Raw genomic sequence first — 5,688 nt, forward strand, 5'->3', positions numbered from 1 at the left:
GGGAGGGGTCATCACGGGGTCCTGTCCTCGGTCGGCGGGGCGATCCGCTCGCGACGGCGGTGGCTGGTGTCGCACCAGGGGTACGTCCGGCTGCGGCGGCAGGTGCACACCGCGACCTGGAAACGGTCCGAGCGGGCGACCGTTCCGTCGTCCAGGAGGATCTCGACCGGGCCCTCCACCAGGACCGGGCCCTCGGGGTCCACGGACACCCGGCGCGCGGGCGCGGGCAGCGGGGCCGGCGCGTTGTCAGAGGTGCTGGGCTCAGAGGTACCGGGCACGGACGACCACCAGCTCTTCCCATTCCTCGGTTGCAGCGGCCAAGCCCTGCTCCTGCAGCCAGGCCCGTCGCGAATGCAGGACCGGCCCCCACGGCACGGAGGCCCTCGCCACCACCCCTGCCTCCAGCCCCGCGCCGGTCAGCCGGTCCAGGGTCGTCCCGGCTCCGCACATTCCCGAGTGCACCAGGAGCAGCACGCCGCCGGGACGCAGCAGGTCCGGGGCGCTCGCGCAGATCCGGTCGATGACCCCGCGGCCGTCCGGACCGGCGTCCCAGGCGCGCTCCGGCCCGTGCGACGGCAGCCGGGCCCCCGGGGCGGGCACGTACGGTGGATTGGTGACGACCAGGTCGAAGCGGCGCCCGGTGGTCCGTGCGGCGAAATCGCCGTGCAGGACGCGCACGGGCAGTCGCCGGCGCAGCGCGTTCAGCCGCGCCGTGATCACGGCGGGCCAGGAGACGTCGACCGCGGTGACCCGGGCTCCCCTGGCCGCGGCGTGCAGGGCCAGCGCACCGGTGCCGGTACCGATCTCCAGCGCGTCCGTCCGCGGCCCGAGCTCCTCGTCGGCGAGCGCCTCCGCGAGGAGGCGGGTATCCGCCTGCGGCTGGTAGACACCCGGCAGCGCGATCAGGCCGACCGGCAGGACGCCCGTGGTCAGAGTCGTACTGGACACCGCATACCTCCGGGATGGGTCGTGGGCCCGGCTGTGACGGACCTCAGTGACGTGTGAACCGGTGAGACTGTGCGGCTGCCCCGTCGAACGCTCTCCATCCGGAATCACGTCGATCTTCGGAGGATCAGACGGAGAACCGCCCGACCGTCCCGGATGGCGTACGGCGCACCGCGTCGTCCGTACGGGCGGCGCCGGTGACCGCGCGCCGCGCCCACCGGCTCGGTTCGCAGGGCGGCTCACCGCCCGGCGCCGCGCCCGGGTCTACGGTGGAAGGGTCCCGGTCCCCCTGAGCGGCAGATGAGGCTGACAGCTGTGTCGACGTCGAGCCACGAGATCTTCGGTGCCCCGTGCTGGGTCAGCCTGCTGTCCCGGGATCTCGGCTCCGCCCAGCGCTTCTACAGTGCCGTGCTCGACTGGGAATTCCGTCCCACGCACCTGGGGCACGGCATCATGGTCGCCTTCCGCGACGGGGCTCCCGTCGCCGGTGTCGGCGCCCTCGGCGGGAGCGTCGGCGCGCCGGTGGTGTGGACGCCGTACTTCGCCGTCGACGACGCCGACGTGACCGCCGCACGGATCCGCGAACGCGGCGCCACCATGGCCGTCGGCCCCCTGGCCTTCGGCACCGGGCGAGCCGCCCTGGCCGCGGACCCGGCCGGGGCCGTCTTCGGCTTCTGGCAGGGCGAGGTCGTCCCCGACTGGTCCGTCGGCCGAGGGAGCGCCCCGGTCTGGCTGGAACTGCGGACCCGCGACGCGTTCGCAGCGGCCATCTTCTACGGGGAGGTCCTCGACTGGGGCAGCGAACGGCCCGCCTGCTGCACGGTCTCCTACGAGCACTCCCACGTCGTCCTGCGCCACGGCCACGACACCGTCGCCCGCATCAGCGGCGGCGCCCTCGAAGCGGCACCCGACCCCGAGGTGCGCCCCCGGTGGCACGTCCACTTCCGCGTGCCCGACCTCGAGAACGCGGTCGAGGCCGCCACCCGGGAGGGCGGCAGGACCGCCTCTCCCGTACAGACGTCCAGTACGAGCCGGTGGGTCGTCCTGGCCGATCCCGATGGGGCGCTGTTCACCGTGGTGGCACCCCAGGACCCGCCGGCCTGACCGGATGGGAGCCCTCCCGTCCGGTGCCCGCAGCGCGGGTTCCGTCCTGTGCAAGGGTCGCAATCCCGGGCAGGCGCAGCCCGGCGAGCGGCCGCTTCCAGGACGGAATCCGACCCGGTCCGGTCGTACGGTCGTCGTGTCAGCAGGTACCGGCAGAGAGGACGGCCCGATGAAGCACACCGCGCCCGAGGGCTACACCAGCGTCGCACCGTGGGTCGTCACCGACGACACCGGCGCGCTGCTCGACTTCGTCACCGCGGCCTTCGACGGCGAGGAGATCGCCCGGGTGCGGCTCGAGGACGGCACCATCGGCCACGGCGAGATCCGCGTCGGCGACACGGTCGTCCTGGCCTTCGACCGCAGGCCCGACTGGCCCGTGATGCCGTCGCTCCTGCGCCTCTACGTCCCCGATGCCGACGCCGCCATGGCCGCCGCCGTGGCGCACGGGGCAACGGTGGTCACCGAGGCCATGGACAGTGCGTGGGGGGACCGGGGCGGCAGGGTGCGCGACCCGTTCGGCAACATCTGGTGGGTGACGAGCCGGGTCGAGGACGTCGCACCGGACCGGGCCTGGCAGCGGATGTCCGAGCCTCGGTACGCGGAGTCGATGCGCATTGCCCAGGAGACCCTTGACGCCGAGCTCAGCGGCCGGGAGTCCGGGGTGGCCAGCGCCCCGCGGCACCCGGCCCCCTGGTCCACTCTGACGGCACTCGCCTCCCGGCCCCGCTGTCCGCCAGTTCGTCGATGACGTCGGCTCGTTCCGGGCCGACGGGGCCGGCGCCTTCAAGGACCGCCGTCCGGTCCGGGTGGGCGACCACGCCTCAACTACCAGGGCCGACGGGGCGGTCGCGCCGCCCCGTCGGGGGCGTGGGCCTTCAGCGGCGGCGTGCGCAGGTCCAGGCTCCCATGCCCTGAATCCTGGCGAGTCTCCGCGCCGTCGCGATCTGCTCCGACTTCGTGGCGAGGTCGGCGCGCGGTGCGTACTTGCGGCCTCCCGCCGCCTTCCAGCTGGACTGGGTGAACTGCAATCCGCCGTAATGGCCGTTGCCGGTGTTCGCCCGCCAGTTCCCGCCGGATTCACACCGGGCGATGGCGTTCCAGTCAGGGTTCGGTTTGGAGTGGACCGCGGCGGCATGCGCCCCGGAAACGTCCAACAGGGCCACAGTCAACAAGACTGCGGAAGCCAGCAGTTGGCCGATCATTCTCCGGCTTCGCCGGTCCTTCCGGTGCAGCGACACCAGTCCTCCTCGACTGTTGGGCGGGCCTGCCGCGAACAGCGGGCGGGCCCACGTACGGCCGCCTTCGGGCCGTGGCCACAGCACAGCACGGAGCGACGCCGTTCCCACGGCACTTGCGGTCGGAGAAGGGACGAAGCCACCCGAACGGCCGCTCCACACCCCCTCCCACCACAGCCCGGACCCCCGCGGCACAGTGCGGCGCGCGCGTCGGCACCGATGACGACGGGGCGCGACAACGGGCAATGCGCCGCCACAGATGCCGCGGAGGCGGTGGACATGCCGCCGGCGCGCAATCGGTGTGGCTCGCTGCGGCCGCGTAGGCGCCGCTTTCGTCCTGCCGAGTGCCGATGACCCGTCTGCCGACGCCGGCCTGTACGGCGATGGCCCCGACGCCGTGCGCGATCGCGTCGTGCAGTTCGCGCGCGGTCCGAAGCCGTTCCCCGGTCACGGCCTGAGCCGGGGCCTGGCATACAACACCTCGGCGTGCTCCGGGCGTTCGCGTCTGCACCAGGCCCGGGGGAGCAAGGACACGCCCGTCCGGTACGTACAGCCGGTGTATCTGATTCCGCAGGCGGCGCAGGGCACCCCGGCTCCCCGGGGGTTCGCCGTGCTGAGCAAGAGGGAGGGGGCCGAGACGGATCGGAGCTCCGTCCGGCACTACTTCACGCGCGGCGAGGACGGCGGGGCCTGGAAGGCGGTGGTCGCCACCTGGGTCGTCACCGAAGCCCCGCCGCAGGATGCGACGGCCGCTCCGACACCGTCGCCGGAGCAGGGAAAGGTCAAGACCCGGCCGAAGGTGCTGCCACCAGGCAAAGGACGCGTCCGGGTTCGTCGAGGTGTCGCCGACCGCCGAAGCCGACACCGGCGTGTGCGAGCGCTATGCGAACCACCTCAGCTTCACGATCCGGCGGGAAAGCCGGACGGCCCGCACTTCGCACGGGGCGACTTCACCGACAGACTCGTCGACTTCTACAACGGGTGGCATGCGGAGCAACTCCTGCGCAGCCTCTCCTTCAAGCCGGCCGGGGAGCGACTGCCGGTGCTTCGGCTGAAGGACGGCGGCTCGCTCGTGATCTGCACCCTGGAGGGCGTGTTCCAGGACAAGGGACGTACCCCGGCCGACTGGATCAAGACGAACGCGGGGAGCGACGCCGAGGCGCTGCTGGGCGGGGGCACCCGCAAGTGGGCCAGCATCGAAGAGGTGGGGAGCGTGACGGCGGTCATGGAGGTACCGCAGGGCGGCGGCCCTGCGACGGTGCTCTCCACCGACGCCTACGGGGCGACGAAACTGTCGGTGAAGGGGGTGGAGTGGAAGTAGGGTCTCGACGGCGCGACCAGGGCCTCGTTCGGGCAGCGCCTCAAGGGGCGGTTCCCGGAAAGCGCTTCGGTACGCTCACTGCGCGTCCGGAGCACCAGCGGGGCGCAACTGCCGCCAACAGGGGATGAGTCGAGAATGAGCAGTACACCGCCCGTGGAGCCCTTCCAGCCCTTTCGGCCCCTGAGGGCAGACGACCCCGCTGTAGTGGGCGGGTACCGGCTGGCGGCGGTCCTGGGGGCGGGCGGCATGGGCAAGGTGTACCTGTCGTTCACACCCGGCGGGCGGCCCGTCGCCCTGAAGGTGATCCGGCCCGAATTCAGTGAGGATCCCGAGTTCAGGCGCCGCTTCCTGCGGGAAGTGCAGTCCGCGCAGCGGGTCCAGGGCCTGTACACGGCGCCGGTCATCGACTTCGACACCGACGGTGCGCAGCCGTGGCTCGCCACCGCCTACGTACCCGGGCCCTCGCTCGCCGAAGCGGTGTCGTCGTACGGCGCGCTGCCGCTGCGCAGCGTGCTCCTGCTGACCGTCGGGGCCGCCGAAGCCCTGCACGTCATCCACGCGGCGGGCATCGTGCACCGCGACCTCAAGCCCGCCAATGTCCTGCTCGCCGCGGACGGCCCGCGCGTCATCGACTTCGGCATCGCCCGCGCCGCCGACACCACGGCCCTCACCGGCACCGGCGTCAGCGTGGGCACGCCGTGGTTCATGGCGCCCGAACAGGCGGCGGGCGCTGCCGTGACGCCCGCCACCGACGTCTTCGCCCTCGGTCAGATCGCCGCCTACGCGGCGATCGGGGCGCCCGCCTACGGCAACGGCCCCTCCCACGCCGTGCTGTACCGGATCGTCCACGAGGACCCCGACCTCAGCCGGCTGCCCTCGGAGCTGCGCCCGCTCATCACCCGGTGCCTCAGCCGGGAGCCGGCCGGGCGGCCCGCCCTGACCGAGGTCATCGCGCTGTGTCACGGCCTCTCCCCCGACCCGCTGCGGCAGGGCGAGGACTGGCTGCCGCAGAACACTGTCTCTTATACATATCTGGAGCTCCCGAACACTTAACAGAAGAAGAAATAGGAACGCCGCGGCAAC

7 protein-coding genes and 1 pseudogene are annotated in these 5,688 nt (G+C 72.6%); 4 read left to right on the plus strand and 4 right to left on the minus strand.

The genetic code is table 11. The features are described 5' to 3' along the window. Window positions 1-11: 11 nt before the first annotated feature. Both PV721_RS40540 and PV721_RS40545 read right to left on the minus strand, forming a co-directional pair. Complete coding sequence (locus tag PV721_RS40540; RefSeq protein WP_416371284.1) at window positions 12-278, minus strand: CDGSH iron-sulfur domain-containing protein; 267 nt, start codon at window positions 276-278, stop codon at window positions 12-14. Further along, window positions 262-948, minus strand: a complete 687-nt coding sequence (locus PV721_RS40545; RefSeq protein ID WP_319733474.1) for a HemK2/MTQ2 family protein methyltransferase — start codon at window positions 946-948, stop codon at window positions 262-264. The genes PV721_RS40540 and PV721_RS40545 overlap by 17 nt, the downstream gene beginning before the upstream one ends. 363 nt (window positions 949-1,311) lie before the next feature. Here PV721_RS40545 and PV721_RS40550 point away from each other — a divergent pair, with 363 nt between their 5' ends. Both PV721_RS40550 and PV721_RS40555 read left to right on the plus strand, forming a co-directional pair. Beyond that, window positions 1,312-2,049, plus strand: coding sequence for a VOC family protein (locus tag PV721_RS40550; RefSeq protein ID WP_319733484.1), 738 nt, complete (start codon window positions 1,312-1,314; stop codon window positions 2,047-2,049). Window positions 2,050-2,218: 169 nt separating this feature from the next. After that, on the plus strand, window positions 2,219-2,797 hold the full coding sequence (locus PV721_RS40555) for a VOC family protein (protein ID WP_319733475.1): 579 nt from the start codon (window positions 2,219-2,221) through the stop codon (window positions 2,795-2,797). A gap of 127 nt (window positions 2,798-2,924) precedes the next feature. Here the strand turns inward: PV721_RS40555 and PV721_RS40560 are convergent, their stop codons facing one another. Continuing rightward, window positions 2,925-3,251, minus strand: a complete 327-nt coding sequence (locus PV721_RS40560) for a transglycosylase family protein (protein ID WP_323806090.1) — start codon at window positions 3,249-3,251, stop codon at window positions 2,925-2,927. Continuing rightward, window positions 3,151-3,945 carry a histidine kinase dimerization/phosphoacceptor domain-containing protein gene (locus PV721_RS43825; protein WP_323806091.1) on the minus strand — a complete coding sequence of 265 codons (795 nt, stop codon included), beginning with the start codon at window positions 3,943-3,945 and terminating at the stop codon, window positions 3,151-3,153. Before PV721_RS43825 ends, PV721_RS40560 begins: the two co-directional genes overlap by 101 nt. Between PV721_RS43825 and PV721_RS40565 the strand changes: the two genes are divergently transcribed. Both PV721_RS40565 and PV721_RS40570 read left to right on the plus strand, forming a co-directional pair. Continuing rightward, complete coding sequence (locus PV721_RS40565) at window positions 3,841-4,605, plus strand: hypothetical protein (protein ID WP_319733479.1); 765 nt, start codon at window positions 3,841-3,843, stop codon at window positions 4,603-4,605. The two genes, PV721_RS43825 and PV721_RS40565, sit on opposite strands and share 105 nt — an antisense overlap. A 135-nt stretch (window positions 4,606-4,740) precedes the next feature. After that, window positions 4,741-5,616 (plus strand): annotated as a pseudogene (locus PV721_RS40570) (serine/threonine-protein kinase); the annotation flags it as partial. Window positions 5,617-5,688 lie beyond the last annotated feature (72 nt).

The organism is Streptomyces sp. MB09-01 (genome assembly GCF_033794505.1).
In the GTDB taxonomy this organism is placed as follows: domain Bacteria; phylum Actinomycetota; class Actinomycetes; order Streptomycetales; family Streptomycetaceae; genus Streptomyces.

Bases quoted from the DNA above. Each gene is read 5' to 3' on its own strand.
- PV721_RS40555 (WP_319733475.1), top strand. From the start codon at position 2,219: ATGAAGCACACCGCGCCCGAGGGCTACACCAGCGTCGCACCGTGGGTC.
- PV721_RS40560 (WP_323806090.1), bottom strand. From the start codon at position 3,251: ATGATCGGCCAACTGCTGGCTTCCGCAGTCTTGTTGACTGTGGCCCTG.